This is a genomic window from Microbacterium sp., assembly GCF_047972865.1.
Classification (GTDB): Bacteria; Actinomycetota; Actinomycetes; order Actinomycetales; family Microbacteriaceae; genus Microbacterium.
In genome coordinates this window covers 1-14,835 of sequence record NZ_JBKEAY010000091.1, presented here as the reverse complement: position 1 = coordinate 14,835, position 14,835 = coordinate 1, and the positions used below count along the sequence as shown (strand labels likewise).

Here is a 14,835-nt window from a genome sequence, read left to right as displayed (position 1 = left end):
GGCGGCGGGAACCTCGGCGAACGGGCTGCGGTCCACCCGCAGCCCGGTGAGGAGCGCGTCGAGGCGGCGCAGTGCCGCCTCGGTGAACCCCGAGCCGACCCGGCCGGCGTAGTGGAGCCGTCCCTCGTCGTCGGCGACGCCGACCAGGAGTGAACCGATCGTCCCGGAACGTTCCCCGCGACCGGGGCGGATGCCGCCGATGACCACGTCCTGGGTGTGCGTGAGCTTCACCTTCAGCCACCGCCCGCTGCGCGCACCGCCGCGATACGGGGCACGCGGATCCTTCACGACCACGCCCTCCAGCTCCTGCTCACGCGCCGCGGCCAGTGCGACCTCGACATCGTCGGCGACGGGCGGCACGACCACCGGCGCGGCGACGTCGGCGGTCGCCTGCTCGAGCAGCCGGCGGCGCTCGCGGAGCGGGTGTTGGGTGAGGTCGGCGTCGCCGAGGCGGAGCAGGTCGAAGAGCAGGAACGAGACCGGTGTCCGCGCAGCCTCGCGCTCGATCTCCCGGCTCTTGGTCAGGTGCATCCGGTTCTGCAGCCGGGTGAAGCTCGGGCGACCGCGACCGTCCAGCGCGACGATCTCGCCATCGAGGTCCAGCGTCGTGTCGGGGAGACCCAGGTCCGCTGCCGTCAGCTCGGGGTAGCGGGCGGTGATGTCGGTGCCGCTGCGCGCGCGCAGTCGCAGCCGGTGGCCGTCCCACCGCCCCAGCGCGCGGATCCCGTCCCACTTGAACTCCACCCAGGGGTCCTCGCCCCACCTGGCGGCGGCACGACGGGCAAGCGCCGGTGTCGACGGCTCCGCGAGCATCGGGGTGTGGATCGGCGCGGTCGCGGGCACCGATCGGCGGGCGGACGAGTTCGGGGCCGTCATCCGGTGGAGCAGCCACGACGATTTCTCGCCCACGCCGTCGGTGCGGATGAGGGCGACTCGCGCGGTCCCGAGTGGGCCGCCCGGGCGCCCGGCGAGCGTGACGATGACCTCGTCGTCACGCCATTTCTCGGTCTCGTAGGTGCCGGTGTCCCAGATCGTCATGGTCCCGGCGCCGTATTCGCCGTCCGGGATGGCTCCGGAGAAGGTGAGGTATTCCCGAGGGTGCGGTTCGGTCATCACGGCGAGCCGATTGTGGTCGCCGACGGTGGGGATGCCACGAGGCACGGCCCAGCTCACCAGCACGCCGTCGCGTTCCAGCCGCAGGTCGTAGTGCAGGTTCCGGGCGTGATGCTCCTGGACGACGAAGCGCTGTCCCTGGGCGCCGATGGGTGTCGCCGCGGGGTCGGACGGCATCGGTTCTGGGGTGCGAGTGGGGTCCCGTTTGTCGAGGTAGGCCCGCAGCGGCTCCGGTGCGCGGGGCGCGATCGCGGCGAGCGGATCGTCCCCCCGCTCCACGCGCGCGGCCACCTCCTCGCGGTACAGCTGGCGCAGGTCCGGGTCGGCGAGCTCCGCCCAGGTGCGGGGGGCCGCGACGCTCGCGCGGGCGCCGCCGCGCAGCGAGTAGGGGGAGATGGTCGTCTTCGCGCCGGTGTTCTGGCTCCAGTCGAGGAACACCTTCCCGCGGCGCGCGCTCTTGGACATGTGGCTGACGACGAGGTCCGGGTGATCGGCTTCCAGGAGACGCGCGAGTTCCTTCGCGAACGCGGAGATCTGCTCGCTGGAGCGGGTGCCGTCCAATGGGGCGTAGACGTGGATACCTTTGCTGCCACTGGTGACCGGCACCGGGTCCATCCCCAGATCGGTGAGGATCTCGCCGATCCATGCCGCCACCTGTGCGCACTCGGGCAGGCCGACACCCGGGCCGGGATCGAGGTCGAGGACCAACCGGTCAGGGTTGTCGCGACCGCCGTGCGGGCCGAATCGCCACTGCGGCACGTGGAGTTCGAGACTGGCGACCTGGGCCAGGTAGACGAGCGCGGCGAGGTCCTCCACGACGGGGTACAGCTTCGCGCCCGAGGAGTGATCGATCGGGAACCGGCGCATCCACTCGGGGGCCCCGGGTTCGAGCGTCTTGGCGAAGAAGGGCACCTCATCGGTGCCTTCCGGCCACCGCTTGCGTGTCACGGGTCGCCCGCGCAGCGCCGGGAGCAGTGCGGGGGCGACGCGAGTGTAGTAGTCGATCACCTCCGCTTTCGTGGTGCCGTCGCCCGGATAGAGCACCTTGTCGAGGTTGCTCACCCGGAGGCGGTGTCCGTCCACCTCGACGAGCTGTGCCTCGGCCATGGCGACAGGCTATTACGACCGTGGCGCGGCTGGCGGTGGGCGCGCACGACGGTGTGTACTGGGAGGATGAGAGCGATCTGGAAGGGCGCGCTGACCTTCGCGCTGGTGAACGTGCCGGTGAAGGTGTATTCGGCGACCGAGGACCACGACGTGCCGCTTCATCAGGTGCACGCCGCCGACGGCGGCCGCATCCGCTATCAACGCATCTGCGAGATCGATGGTGAGGTCGTTCCGTTCGCCGACATCGACCGCGCGTACGACGACGGTGAGCGGACCGTCGTCCTCACCAAGGCGGACCTCGCGTCGCTGCCGGCCGAACGCAGTCGTGAGATCGACGTCGTCGAGTTCGTCCCGAGCGATCAGATCGACCTGCTCACGCTCGACAAGGCGTACTACCTCGAACCGGACTCCGCGTCACCCAAGGCCTACGTGCTGCTTCGTGAGACCCTGGAGCGCACCGACCGGACGGCCATCGTGCGTTTCTCGCTGCGCCAGAAGACCCGGCTGGCGGCGTTGCGGGTCCGCGGCGAGGTGCTGGTGCTGCAGACGCTGCTGTGGGCCGACGAGGTGCGCCACGCGGCCTTTTCCACCCTCGACGAGCCGGTGAAGATCTCCGAGAAGGAGCTCGAACTGTCCGCCGCGCTCGTGGAGAGCTTTTCCGGCGATTTCGATCCGTCGCAGTACACCGACCAGTACCAGCGGGAACTGCGCACGCTGATCGATGCGAAACTCGACGAGGGCGACGCGTTCGACACCGCCGCGACCTTCGGCACGCGGGATCCGTCCGACGGCGGTGAGGTCATCGACCTGATGGCCGCGCTACGGGCCAGCGTCGAGCGCAGCCGCGCCGCCAGGGCATCGGCGTCCTGAGCCTCAGCTCGGGTCGGTGCCCGTGGTGCCGGAGCCCGAGTCGTCGTGGTGACGGAAATCGGGCTCGCGATCGAACACGTCGGCGTCGAGGACCAGCGCCTCGGCCTCTTCGTGGTCGGTGACCACGTCTTCCCCGGCTGCCTCCGCCCGGCGGGCCTTGCGGCGCTCGCTGAAATAGTGCCACAGCGTCACCAGGGCCGTCCCGCCGACAGCACCCAGCAGAATGAGATCGATGTACTGCTGCACGAACCATGCCACCGGCGGAATATAGCCGATGAGATAGCCGAACAGCGTCAGCCCGACGCCCCAGATCAACGCGCCGACGAGGTTGTAGAACGAGTACCGCCCGCGCGCCATATGGCCCACGCCGGCGGCGACCGGTGCGAACGTGCGCACGATGGGCACGAACCGGGCGATGACGATCGTCAGGCCGCCGTACTTGAGGAAGAACGCGTTGGTGCGGCGCACGTTCTTGCTGCTGAACAGGCCCGACTCCTTGCGCTCGAAGATTGCGGGACCGCCCTTGTGCCCGATGAGATACCCGACCTCACCGCCGAGGAAAGCGGCCAACCCGATCAGCAACGCCACCCACCAGACGGCCAGGCCGAACACCCCGTCCGGCGCGTACGGCTGCGAGTGGGACAGGAGTCCGGCGATCAACAGCAGCGTGTCGCCGGGAAGGAGAAAGCCGACCAGCAGACCGGTCTCGGCGAACACGATGAAGCACACCACCAGCAGGGCCCACGGTCCCGCGGCACTGATGATCGTCTCCGGATCGAGCCACGGGATGAGTGCGGCGGGGGCATGAAGGGCGGAGAGCAGCACAAGATTCCCAGGGTCGCAGGAAGATCGAGGCGGATGCCTCACTCCGTGCGGAAGGTGGGACTTGAACCCACACGCCCGAGGGCACAGGAACCTAAATCCTGCGTGTCTGCCAATTTCACCACTCCCGCGGAGCGTCAATTCTATCGACGTACCCCGCCGGCACTCTGGGGGGATACCCCGAATCGTGTCCATCGTGACCGGTGACCCCCCTGCCGCGCAGCCTGCGGCGTGGGTAACCTGCAATCGGACGGCGATGTTGCCGCCCCCTTCCCCCCGGAGGTAGTCGTGAAATTCTTTCAAAGGCTTGGTCGTTCGATCATGCTGCCCGTTGCGGTGCTGCCGGTGGCCGCAATCCTCATGGGCATCAGCTACTGGCTGCAATCCACGATCGGCGACAACCTCGTCGGCTCGTTCTTGAACGCCGCGGGCGGCGCGCTGCTGGGCAATATGGCGCTGTTGTTCGCGATCGGCATCGCCATCGGTATGGCCAACAAATCGGACGGTACATCGGCGCTGGCCGGGCTCGTCTCCTGGCTGGTGGTGACCGCCATCCTCAGTCCCGAAACGGTACGACTTCTCACCGGAGCCGCCGACGTCGCCGACGTCAATCCCGCGTTCGGGAAGATCCAGAACGTCTTCGTCGGCATCGCCTGCGGGCTCATCGGAGCGTGGTGCTACAACAAGTTCAAAGACACCAAGCTGCCCAACGCGCTGGCGTTCTTCTCGGGCAAGCGCTCGGTGGCTCTGGCGGCGGCGGGCATCTCGCTGGTGTTCGCGGTGTTCCTCCTGTTCGTGTGGCCGGTGGTCTATTCCGGACTGGTCACCTTCGGTGAGTGGGTCGTGACCCTCGGGCCGATCGGTACCGGCATCTACGGGATGCTCAACCGATTGCTCATCCCGCTCGGTCTCCACCACGCCCTCAACAGCGTGTTCTGGTTCGACGTGGCGGGGATCAACGACCTCAACAACTTCCTGGCCGGAACCGGGACGTACGGTGTGACCGGGCAGTACATGACGGGGTTCTTCCCGATCATGATGTTCGGGTTGCCCGGCGCCGCGCTGGCGATGTACCTGACGGCGAAGACGACCCGCAAGAAGGTCACCTACGGGCTCATGCTCTCCGGGTCGATCGCGTCGTTCCTGGTCGGCGTGACCGAGCCGTTGGAGTTCGCGTTCCTGTTCGTGGCGCCGCTGCTGTACGTCGTGCACGCGGTGTTCACCGGAATCTCGATGATCATCGCCACGCTCCTCCCGGTGCGAATGGGATTCGGATTCTCCGCCGGATTCATCGATCTCACGCTGGGCTGGGTCAATCCGATGGCGGAGAATCCGTGGATCATCATCCCTCTGGGGGTGTTCTGGTTCCTGGTCTACTTCGCGACCTTCTACTTCATCATCAGGAAGTTCAACCTCAAGACCCCCGGCCGCGAGGACGACGACGTGATCGAGGAGACCTCCGCCGGTGGTGGGAGCGGGTACCACGCCACGGCAGCCGCGTTCATCGCCGCGCTGGGAGGTGCGCAGAACATCAGCGAGCTCGATAACTGCGCCACCCGCCTGCGTATGGAGATCGTCGACGTGTCGAAGGTCGACGAGGCCGCGCTGAAGACCGCCGGTGCCGCGGGCACCATGAAGGCGGGACGGCACTCGGTACAGGTCGTCTACGGACTGAACGTGCAGTTCGTCAAAGACGCGATGGAGGACGTGCTCGCGGGGCGGGTGCACACCGTGGCGGATCCGCCGCCGGCGGCGGCCACGACGACCGTGACGCGCGCGGCGACCGTGGTCCTGCGCCAGCCCGTCGCCGGGCGGGTCATCCCGCTCGCCGAGGTCCCCGATCCCATGTTCGCGATGGGGACGATGGGCCCCGGGCTGGCGATCGATCCGACCGGCGACACGGTGATCGCGCCGGCCGATGCAATCGTCGGCTCCGTGTTCGCCACAGGGCATGCCATCGGCCTGGTGCTCGCTGACGGGACCGAACTGTTGGTCCACGTCGGCATAGATACGGTCTCGATGGAGGGGGAGGGGTTTGAGCCGATGGTCACCGCCGGTGACGAGGTCGCGATGGGCGCGCCACTGCTTCGATTCGACCTCGAAGCCATCCGCGCGGCCGGTCTGTCGCCGGTGACCCCCGTGGTCGTGCTCAACAACGAGTCGGCGGTCGTGGAGTTCCGCGGCTGAGCTCCGAACATCGTCGGCCGGCCGCCGCGGTTGCCGGCCGACGATGAGCCGCGCTCAGGCGCCGACCGGGTCGATGAGGTGCGGTGAGTCGTTGCGCACGTTCCCGACGGCTCGATCCACCGGGTACGCCTCCACGCCGGTGGCCACCGCAGGGGCCGCGGCGACGGCGGCATCGAGGAGATCGCCGACGTCGTCTGCTGCGACATCGAGCCAGGCGTCGACGTGGCCGGGATCGAGGAACAGCGGCATGCGGTCATGGATAGCAGCCAAGCCGTCGGTCGCGCTGCAGGTCAGGATGGTGAAGCTGAGCAGCCAGCGAGCCGGGTCGTCATCGGGGCGGGTGGCGTCCTGCCACCACTCGTAGAGCCCGGCCATCAGCAGTGGCGACCGGTCGGCGGGGTGGATGAAGTACGGCATCTTCGTGCCGTCGACGTTGCGCCACTCGTAATATCCGGTGGCGGGCACGACCGCGCGTCGCGCGTCGAGGGCCCGCCGGAACATCGGCTTGTGTGCGGCGGCCTCCGACCGGGCGTTGATGGCGCGCACCCCCAGCGAGGGGCTCTTCGCCCACGCGGGTACCAGTCCCCACCGCGCCGCCTCCAGGCGTCGGGTGGGCGGATCGGTCTTGGCCGAGTCCAGCACGATGGCGACCCGGTCGGTGGGCGCCACGTTGAACGAGGGACGCGGCAGGTCGTCGCCGACGAGGTCGACCCGCAGGACGCCGACCAGTTCTGATCCCGCGCTGGCCACGACGAAGCGTCCGCACATTCCTCCCAGAGTACGCGACCGCGTTCAGTCGGGCGGGATCACGCCCACGTCGGTGAGCCGCTCCAGCAGTTCTGCCCCGTCGGCGCCGGTGACCCAGGGCACCTCGGCGCCGCCGTGGTCATTCACGGCCGTGCGCCCACCGGCGAGCACGGCCTCGGTGGGGGACAGGCGCCGGATCGCGACCGCCGCCACGAGCCCCGGGTACTCTTCGGCGAACGCGGTGTACAAGGCGTCGTCGTGCTGTCCGTCGTCCCCGATCAGCATCCACTTCACGCGCGGGAACTCGGCGGCGAGGCGGCGGAGGTTCTCCTCCTTGTGTGCCCTCCCGCTGCGGAAGAGGCGGTCGTGTGTGGGCCCCCAATCGGTCAGCAGCAGCGCTCCGGCCGGGAACAAGTGCCGGCGGAGGAAGCGGCCGAGCGTCGGCGCGACGTTCCAGGCGCCGGTGGACAGATAGACGACCGGCGCGCCGGGTCGGTCGCGGACGAGCCGCTCCAGAAGCACTGCCATCCCCGGAACCGGCTGACGGGCGTGCTCGTCGAGGACGAACGAGTTCCACGCCGCGACCAGAGGCCGGGGGAGCGCGGTCACCATCACCGTGTCGTCGATGTCGGAGATCACGCCGAACTCGACGTCGGCGGCCACGATGAACACGCGCGTCTGCACCGGTTCGGCACCTTCGACCGACATGGTGATCGGCTGCCACCCCGGCGGGAGTGTCGCCGGCAGCACGGTGTCGATGACTCCGCCGCGGTCGGCGACGACCGTGTGCGTCGTGCCGTCCACCGTGATCTCGACCTGGGCGAAACCGATCGGAACCGCGGCGAAGCTCCGCCACCCCCGCACCCCCGCGTACTCGCCGCGGTGGCGGGTGCGTACGGGCGGAACGATCAGTACCCGGCCCACGACGCGCACCCAATCCGCGCCGCCGTAGCCGGGGAAGGCGGCGACCGTGGGGCTCTGGCCGCGCTTGCGGGCACGCCGCTCACGCCACGCGTGCAGGCGGTACTCGAGCCGTGCCAACCACAGCACGTCCGACGGGGACGATCGGGACATCCCCCTCAGTTTCGCACGTCGTCGGGGGGAGCGCTCAGTTCGACGTCGTCGTCGATGCGCAGATGGCGCGCTTCGCGGGCCCAGATGACGCGCTTGACGAGGTAGACGAGCACAAGGAACACGACGATGGCGCCGACGAACAGATACCCGGCGTAGTGGAGCCGATCGGCGAGCTCCCGATAGGTTCCCGCGGCCGCGGCGGAGGCGGACACGTACAGTGCAGCCCACACGGTGCACGCCGGCGCGGTCCAGGCCAGGAAGCGCCGGTACGAGTATCCGCTCATCCCGACGGTGAGGGGAACGAGCGAATGCAGCACGGGGAGGAATCGCGACAAGAAGATGGCGGCGCCGCCGCGACGCCGCAGGTACCGCTCGGCCCGCGCCCAGTTGTGTTCTCCCAGCCGACGGCCCAGACGCGACGCGCGAATGTGAGGACCGAGCCAACGGCCGAGTGCGAACCCGATGCTCTCACCCAGGAGCGCCCCGACGATGACGGTCGCGCCCAGAGCGACCCCCTCGGCGACCGACCCGACGGCGGTCCCCGCGACGATCACGATCGTGTCCCCAGGCACGATCAGGCCCACCAGGACGCTCGTCTCCAGCATCATCGCGACCCCGGCCAGCGTCGTCCGCAGCACCGGGTCGACCCCCTGCACGGCATCGAGGAGCCAGGAGAGGACATCGTTCACTTCTTCAGACTACGTCTCACACCCATGGGCGAATCCTGTGTCTGTGCCGGGAACGGAGCCTCTACCCTGTCATGTGTGTCTGTGAACGCTCATCCGCTGCCCTGGGTGGATCCGGTGACGCTGTTCCGCGGCGGGCCGGCCGCGGCGGACGGCGGGTTCTGGCTGGATGCTGGCCCGCACGCGACCGAGGGCTGGAGCTACCTCGGCATCGGACGCAGCGGGGCGCCCGTCCCGCGAGATCGGGCGTGTGCAGTGGGACCGGCGCACGCGCACGCGTGGGGTCCGTTCTCGGGCGGCTGGATCGGCTGGATCGATTACGACGCCGCCGCGGCTCGCGCGGGCGCTCCCGCCCGGCCCGTCCCGGGGGCCGCGCGCGGGACGCAGGTCGGCGAGTTCGTCGCGATCGACCACGCGCAGCGGCGTATGTGGGCGGTCGCCCCGCCGGCCCGCGTCGTCGACTTCGCCGCCGAGGTGGCGCGGTGGGCTGCCGCGACACCCGAGCCGGTTCCCGACCCGGTGCCGACGCAGGCCGTCGGCCGCGACCAGCCGGACGCCTACGCGGGGCTCGTCGAAGCCTGCCGCGACGCGATCCGGGAGGGCGACGCCTATCAGCTGTGCCTCACGACCCGGTTCGGGGTGGCCGGGCCGATCGACCCCGTCGGCGCCTACGTGCGGCTGCGGCAGGCGACGCCGTCTCACCACGGCGGATTCGTGCGGTGCGGCGACACGACACTCGCGTCGGCGACACCGGAGAAGTTCCTCGACATCACCGGCGGCGTCGTGCGCACACATCCCATCAAGGGCACTCGGCCGCGAGGCGCGAGCGCGGAAGCGGATGCAGGCTTGGCGCGTGAGCTTCGGCGGAGCCCCAAGGAGCAGGCCGAGAACGTCATGATCGTCGACCTGATGCGCAACGACCTGCAGCGGGTGTGTGACCCCGGCACCGTCACGGTCGAGCGTCTGCTGGCGGTCGAGTCCTATCCCGCCGTCCACCAGCTGGTGAGCACCGTCGCGGGGTGCCTGCGCGCGGGGACCACGATCGGCGACGTGCTCGACGCCGCATTCCCGGCGGGCAGCATGACCGGCGCACCCAAGCTGTCGGCGATGACGATCCTGTACCGGCTGGAAGGGGCATCGCGGGGGGTGTTCGCGGGGTGCTTCGGCTGGATCGGAGACGACGGGGCCGTCGATCTGGCGATGACGATCCGCACGATCGTTTGCGACCCGTACGGCGCCTATGTCGGGGCCGGTGGGGGGATCACCTGGGGGTCGATCGCGCGTGAGGAGGTCGCCGAGGTGGGGATCAAGGCACGCGGTCCGCTCGGCGCGATCGGTGCGTCGCTTCCCCCCGGCTGGTGACCACTCCCCTCCGGTAACCTGGAAGCACCCGCCCCGGTTCCCGCGTCCTTTCAAGATTGGTTCCCTGTGCCCATGACGACTACTCCCGATCCCGCCACGCCACAGGAACCCGCCGCGTTCGACGCGTACGCGATCCAGCGCAAGTGGCAGGCACGATGGGCCGAGGCGGATCCGTTCCGGGCAGGTGGCGCGGATGACACCCGCCCGCGCAAGTACGTGCTGGGGATGTTCCCGTATCCGTCCGGCGACATGCACATGGGGCACGCCGAGAACTACGCGTACGTCGACGCCGTCGCCCGGTTCTGGCGTCACCGCGGCTACAACGTGCTCAATCCGATCGGGTGGGACAGCTTCGGTCTGCCCGCCGAGAACGCGGCGATCCAGCGCGGCGCCGACCCGCGCGAGTGGACCTACACGAACATCGCCCAGCAGAAGGCGAGTCTGAAGAACTTCGGCACATCGTACGACTGGTCGCGCGTGCTCCACACCAGCGACCCGGGGTACTATCGCTGGAACCAGTGGCTCTTCCAGCGCCTGTATGAGCGGGGCCTCGCGTACCGCAAAGACGCACTGGTCAACTGGGACCCGGTCGACCAGACCGTGCTCGCCAACGAGCAGGTGCTGCCCGATGGCACGTCCGACCGTAGCGGCGCCGTGGTGGTCAAAAAGAAGCTCACGCAGTGGTTTTTCAAGATCACCGACTACGCCGATCGGCTGCTCGATGACCTGAACCAGTTGGAAGGGTTCTGGCCGCAGAAGGTCATCCGGATGCAGCGCAACTGGATCGGCCGCTCCGTCGGCGCTGACATCGACTTCGAGATCGAGGGCCACGCCGAGAAGGTGACGGTCTTCTCCACTCGGCCCGACACGCTCCACGGGGCGACCTTCATGGTCGTCGCCCCCGACAGTGACCTGGCGGCCGAGCTGGCCGGCGGCTCCACGCCCGAGGTGCAGGCCGAGTTCGGCGACTACCTCGACTCCGTGCAGCGGGAGACCGAGATCGAACGACAGAGCACCGACCGTCCCAAGACGGGCGTGTTCCTGGACCGGTACGCGATCAACCCGATCAACGGCGACCGACTGCCGATCTGGGCCGCCGACTACGTCCTGGCCGACTACGGTCACGGCGCTGTCATGGCCGTTCCCGCACACGACCAGCGCGACCTCGACTTCGCCCGTGCGTTCGGTCTGCCGATCCGGGTGGTCGTGGACACCACCGCGCCGATCACGGGAGCAATTCCGGTGATCGAGCTGGACGACGACGGCGTGCCGATCGACCCGCACGGCGACGATCCGTCCCTGCAGGACCTCGATCCGGCGCGCACCGGAACCGCCCTGATCGAGGACGGTCGGATGATCAACTCCGGATCGCTCGACGGTCTCTCCAAGCGCAACGCGATCACTCGCGTGATCGACGAGCTCGAAGCGACCGGCGCCGGGCGTGCCGCGAAGTCGTATCGCCTGCGCGATTGGCTCATCTCGCGGCAGCGCTTCTGGGGCACCCCGATTCCGATGATCCACACCGCCGACGGGAGGATCGTCCCGGTCCCCGACGATCAGCTGCCGCTGACCCTGCCGGACGCGCAGGGGCTCGACCTGGCGCCCAAGGGCACCTCCCCGCTGGGGGCCGCCTCGGAATGGATGCAGACGACCGACCCCGCGACCGGCGAGCCTGCGCTGCGCGACGCCGACACGATGGACACGTTCGTCGACAGCTCGTGGTACTTCCTGCGGTTCCTGGCCGCGCAGGACTCGACGCAGGCGTTCCCTGCCGCGGAAGCCGACCGCTGGGCGCCGGTGGACTCCTACATCGGCGGTGTCGAGCACGCCATCTTGCACCTGCTGTATGCGCGGTTCATCACCAAGGTGCTCTACGACATGGGCCTCATCGACTTCACCGAGCCCTTCTCGAGCCTGGTGAACCAGGGCATGGTGCTGCTGGACGGCTCGAAGATGAGCAAGAGCAAGGGAAACCTGGTCGAATTCGCCGCGAGCATGGCCGACCCGGGCGCCGACGCGGTGCGCGTCGCGATCGCCTTCGCCGGCCCCGTCGAAGACGACATCCACTGGGAGGACGTGTCGACCGCCGGTGCGCAGAAGTTCCTGGCGCGCGCATGGCGGCTCGCGCGCGACGTGGACAGCCCCACCGACGTGGTCTGGAAAGACGGCGACGTCGCCCTGCGCCGGATGACCCACCACCTGTGGGCGGACGCTCCGGGTCTGGTCGAGCAGACCAAGTTCAACGTCGTCGTGGCCCGGTTGATGGAACTGGTCAACGCCACCCGCAAGGCGGTCGACTCCGGTCCCGGCCCGGCCGATCCCGCCGTGCGCGAAGCGGTCGAGGCGGTCGCGATGGTGCTGGATCTGGTCGCTCCGCACACGGCGGAGGAGATGTGGGAGATTCTCGGCTACGACGGCTTCGTCGGGCTGGTGCCGTGGCGCGCCCCCGATACGACGCTCTTGGTCGAAGAGTCGGTCACCGCGGTCGTGCAGATCGACGGAAAGGTCCGCAGCACCCTGAGCGTGCCGGCGAAGATCTCCTCGGACGAGCTCGAAGCGCTCGCGCGCGGCGACGAGAAGGTGCTCCGCGCGCTCGGCGATCGCGCGATCACCCGCGCGGTGGTGCGTGCCCCCAAGGTCGTCAGCTTCACCACGTCGTAGCGGGCTCGCACGCGTATGGGGCAGCACCGATGAGCTCGGCGCCGCCCCATACGCGTTGCGGTGGTCCTAGGAGGACTTGTTGGCCGCCTTGCGGTCCTGAAGTTCCTTCAGTTCGCGTGCGGCGGCGTCGCGGCCACCCAGGCCGAACGCCAGCGCTGCGGCGGCGGCAGCGCCAACGACCAGCGCGCCGAAAGCCAGGTTGACGATCGAGTCGGCCACGCCCATGAACTTCAGGCCCATCGCCACGAACAGGATGATGGTGCCCCACCGCACGACGCTACCGACCGACGCGTTGCTGACCATCTTGGCCAGCAGGCCCGCGACGAAAACGCCCGCCGCGATCACGACGCCGCCGAACATGATCCGCCCGGTGAGCACCAGGATGGAGTCGAGCATCGCGGTGATCTCGGGGAAACCGAGCATCCGGGTCGCCGCGATCGCGAAGAACAGCACGATGGCGACCGTGACGATGAGGCCGAGGATACCCGCCGCGTCGCGGCCCTTCGGCTCGAAACCGAGCTTCGCGATGAACGCGTTGAACCCGGTGCCGCGCAGCGTTCCCGCCAATAGGGAGGCGACGAAGCGCGCGATGAACACGCCGAGGGTCAGCAGGATGCCGGCACCGATGATCGCCGGGATGGCGTTGAGGATCGTCTCCAGCATGGTCGTGGCCGGTTGCGAGATCGCCTGGATGTTGAGCACCTGCAGCGCGGCGATGGACACTACGACAAGGATCGCCGCGAACAGCAGCTGACCGAGCACCTTCGACAGGCTGAGCGTGTTCGCCGTCTGCGGGACCGCGTCGCCGTCGACGCCCTCGGAGATGGCGGACTCGGTCTTCTGTCCGAGCCTTCTCAGCCAACGGTCGGCGTTGACGGTCTGCAGCGCCGTGACGGTCAGGTCGCGGACGATCTTGGCGACCACAAGGCCCAGGAAGAAGATGATGCCCGCGCCCAGGATGTTCGGCAGGTAGCCCATGATCCCGTTGAGCAGTTGCTGGATCGGGGTGAGGACGCCGGTCAGGTTGAACAGGTTGAGAACCGCGATCAGGCCGAACAGCCATACCAGCAGCGAGCCGATGCTGGCGAGCGAGGCGGCGATGGTCTTTCCGTTGTCGGAGGTGCGCTGCAGCACCGTGATGCGGGACAGCCCCTTGGTCAGCAGCGACTTCACGAGGCCGGCCAGCAGCCACGTGGCGAGGAGGATCACAATGGCCAGCACGACATTGAGCAGGATCGCGCTCCAATTGATGGAGTCGAGATACATGATGATTCCAATCTGGGATGTGGTGTGGGGTGCACACGGGAGGACGTCAGCGACCTCCCCGCTACGACCATACTCATGGAATTCCCAGGTTCAAGGTTCGGTGCGTGCGCGGTCACCCTCGTCGCCGCCTCCCCACCGGTGATCGCGCACGGCTTCTCCACTGACCTGGCCTTCCGCTCCCGGGGATCTCCGAGCGCTGACACGCTGGGGCGATGGGGAGCGCCGGGTCGAGCACGCCGCGCCGATTCGGTGTCGGTGCGGCGCTGACGGCGGTGCTGGTGGTCGCGGCCATCGCCGTCGTGGTCGGCGCCGTGCGCAGCGCCGCCGACAGCCCGGTCGTCGTGGACGTCCCGGTCACGGCGACTCCGGCCGTGACGGGCACGATCTATGTCCATATCGCGGGCGCCGTCGAGGCCCCCGGCCTCTACCGGCTGGAGGCGGGCGCGCGACTGGTGGATGCGATCGCGCTCGCCGGGGGCTTCACCGACGACGCGGACCCCGCCGCCGTCAACCTCGCGCGACCGTTGTCGGATGGGGAACAGGTGCACGTGACGGCGCACGGGGAGACGCGGCCGGAGGCTGCCGACGGCCGCGTCAGCATCAACACCTCGGACGCGGCGGCGTTGCAGCGGCTGCCCGGGATCGGTCCCGCGCTGGCCGCGCGGATCATCGCGTGGCGCACCGAGAACGGGCCGTTCACGAGCGTCGACGATCTTCTCGCGGTGCCGGGAATCGGCGAGAAGGTGCTGGCCGGACTGCGTGAGCTGGCGGTGCTGTGAATCGCAGAATGCGGCGCCGTGACGCCCGTCTCGTCCCCGTCGCGGTCATCGGCTGGCTCCTGGCCGGTCTCACCGTCACCGGTCCCGACGGGGCGTGGGCATGGGCGGGTGCAGCGGCGGTGGCGTCGGCGGCGCTGCTGGCGGCGGCCCGGGCGCTGCGG

At 69.1% G+C, this 14,835-nt stretch carries 11 protein-coding genes and 1 tRNA gene; 5 read left to right on the top strand and 7 right to left on the bottom strand.

Annotated elements, in window-relative coordinates; translation table 11 throughout:
- The coding region (ligD, locus tag ACK5KK_RS05795; RefSeq protein WP_416889143.1) for a non-homologous end-joining DNA ligase at positions 1-2,220 on the bottom strand (2,220 nt) is incomplete at its 3' end.
- A gap of 66 nt (positions 2,221-2,286) precedes the next feature.
- Between ligD and ACK5KK_RS05790 the strand changes: the two genes are divergently transcribed.
- The gene (locus ACK5KK_RS05790) at positions 2,287-3,090 is read left to right on the top strand and encodes a Ku protein (RefSeq protein WP_416889142.1); all 804 of its coding nucleotides are present in this window, start codon (positions 2,287-2,289) and stop codon (positions 3,088-3,090) included.
- 3 nt (positions 3,091-3,093) lie between these two features.
- Here the strand turns inward: ACK5KK_RS05790 and ACK5KK_RS05785 are convergent, their stop codons facing one another.
- Positions 3,094-3,915, bottom strand: coding sequence for a DedA family protein (locus ACK5KK_RS05785; protein ID WP_416889141.1), 822 nt, complete (start codon positions 3,913-3,915; stop codon positions 3,094-3,096).
- Between the two features lie 46 nt (positions 3,916-3,961).
- Positions 3,962-4,043 (bottom strand) — tRNA-Leu (locus ACK5KK_RS05780).
- Between the two features lie 100 nt (positions 4,044-4,143).
- On the opposite strand from ACK5KK_RS05780, the gene nagE reads away from it, so the two are divergent.
- On the top strand, positions 4,144-6,099 hold the full coding sequence (gene nagE / locus ACK5KK_RS05775; RefSeq protein ID WP_416889140.1) for an N-acetylglucosamine-specific PTS transporter subunit IIBC: 1,956 nt from the start codon (positions 4,144-4,146) through the stop codon (positions 6,097-6,099).
- A gap of 54 nt (positions 6,100-6,153) precedes the next feature.
- On the opposite strand, the gene ACK5KK_RS05770 is transcribed toward nagE, so the two are convergent.
- From ACK5KK_RS05770 to ACK5KK_RS05760, 3 genes are read right to left on the bottom strand one after another with little or no spacing between them, the layout of a single operon-like run.
- The gene (locus tag ACK5KK_RS05770) at positions 6,154-6,867 is read right to left on the bottom strand and encodes an SOS response-associated peptidase (protein ID WP_416889139.1); all 714 of its coding nucleotides are present in this window, start codon (positions 6,865-6,867) and stop codon (positions 6,154-6,156) included.
- A 24-nt stretch (positions 6,868-6,891) separates the two neighbouring features.
- Positions 6,892-7,920 carry an App1 family protein gene (locus tag ACK5KK_RS05765; protein WP_416889138.1) on the bottom strand — a complete coding sequence of 343 codons (1,029 nt, stop codon included), beginning with the start codon at positions 7,918-7,920 and terminating at the stop codon, positions 6,892-6,894.
- 5 nt (positions 7,921-7,925) lie between these two features.
- The gene (locus ACK5KK_RS05760) at positions 7,926-8,609 is read right to left on the bottom strand and encodes a DedA family protein (protein WP_416889137.1); all 684 of its coding nucleotides are present in this window, start codon (positions 8,607-8,609) and stop codon (positions 7,926-7,928) included.
- 75 nt (positions 8,610-8,684) lie between these two features.
- On the opposite strand from ACK5KK_RS05760, the gene ACK5KK_RS05755 reads away from it, so the two are divergent.
- Both ACK5KK_RS05755 and leuS read left to right on the top strand, forming a co-directional pair.
- On the top strand, positions 8,685-9,968 hold the full coding sequence (locus ACK5KK_RS05755) for an anthranilate synthase component I family protein (RefSeq protein WP_416889136.1): 1,284 nt from the start codon (positions 8,685-8,687) through the stop codon (positions 9,966-9,968).
- A 72-nt stretch (positions 9,969-10,040) separates the two neighbouring features.
- Positions 10,041-12,629, top strand: coding sequence for a leucine--tRNA ligase (leuS, locus tag ACK5KK_RS05750; protein ID WP_416889135.1), 2,589 nt, complete (start codon positions 10,041-10,043; stop codon positions 12,627-12,629).
- Between the two features lie 66 nt (positions 12,630-12,695).
- On the opposite strand, the gene ACK5KK_RS05745 is transcribed toward leuS, so the two are convergent.
- Positions 12,696-13,895 (bottom strand): mechanosensitive ion channel, encoded by a 1,200-nt coding sequence (locus tag ACK5KK_RS05745; protein ID WP_416889134.1) that lies wholly within the window; start codon positions 13,893-13,895, stop codon positions 12,696-12,698.
- A gap of 212 nt (positions 13,896-14,107) precedes the next feature.
- Between ACK5KK_RS05745 and ACK5KK_RS05740 the strand changes: the two genes are divergently transcribed.
- Positions 14,108-14,674, top strand: a complete 567-nt coding sequence (locus ACK5KK_RS05740; RefSeq protein ID WP_416889133.1) for a helix-hairpin-helix domain-containing protein — start codon at positions 14,108-14,110, stop codon at positions 14,672-14,674.
- The last annotated feature ends 161 nt before the right edge of the window (positions 14,675-14,835 follow it).

What these genes read in the sequence shown, in the direction of transcription:
- ACK5KK_RS05740 (WP_416889133.1), top strand. Translation starts at nt 14,108, where the DNA reads ATGGGGAGCGCCGGGTCGAGCACGCCGCGCCGATTCGGTGTCGGTGCG.
- ACK5KK_RS05770 (WP_416889139.1), bottom strand. Translation starts at nt 6,867, where the DNA reads ATGTGCGGACGCTTCGTCGTGGCCAGCGCGGGATCAGAACTGGTCGGC.
- ACK5KK_RS05790 (WP_416889142.1), top strand. Translation starts at nt 2,287, where the DNA reads ATGAGAGCGATCTGGAAGGGCGCGCTGACCTTCGCGCTGGTGAACGTG.
- leuS (WP_416889135.1), top strand. Translation starts at nt 10,041, where the DNA reads ATGACGACTACTCCCGATCCCGCCACGCCACAGGAACCCGCCGCGTTC.
- ACK5KK_RS05765 (WP_416889138.1), bottom strand. Translation starts at nt 7,920, where the DNA reads ATGTCCCGATCGTCCCCGTCGGACGTGCTGTGGTTGGCACGGCTCGAG.
- ACK5KK_RS05745 (WP_416889134.1), bottom strand. Translation starts at nt 13,895, where the DNA reads ATGTATCTCGACTCCATCAATTGGAGCGCGATCCTGCTCAATGTCGTG.